Source organism: Enterovibrio coralii (genome assembly GCF_001559595.1).
GTDB classification, from domain to species: domain Bacteria; phylum Pseudomonadota; class Gammaproteobacteria; order Enterobacterales; family Vibrionaceae; genus Enterovibrio; species Enterovibrio coralii.
Map to the genome: position 1 here is coordinate 1 of NZ_LNTY01000068.1, position 250 is coordinate 250.

Sequence of the window (250 nt, forward strand, 5' to 3'; positions counted from 1 at the left end):
TCAACCGTGTAGGTCCATTCGCCATCGACCAGTTCAAAGGTACCGTAGTCGCCTTCAATGGTGGTGTTGCCGATGGTCGCTGTTTCGCCAGTATCAGGGTCAGTGACCGTGATAGAACCGGTTGTTGAGGTATCTTGGTCAGTGACTGCGCCTGTGGTGTCGCCGGTGACGACTGCTGAGTCGTTAGTGCCCGTAACGGTAATAACGATTTCATGTTTAGAGCCGTCAGAAGCGGTAAGCTCGAAGGTGT

1 protein-coding gene is annotated in these 250 nt (G+C 53.2%); it reads right to left on the reverse strand.

The features are described from left to right. The coding region (locus ATN88_RS25340; RefSeq protein WP_198158462.1) for a VCBS domain-containing protein at positions 1–250 on the reverse strand (250 nt) is incomplete at both ends.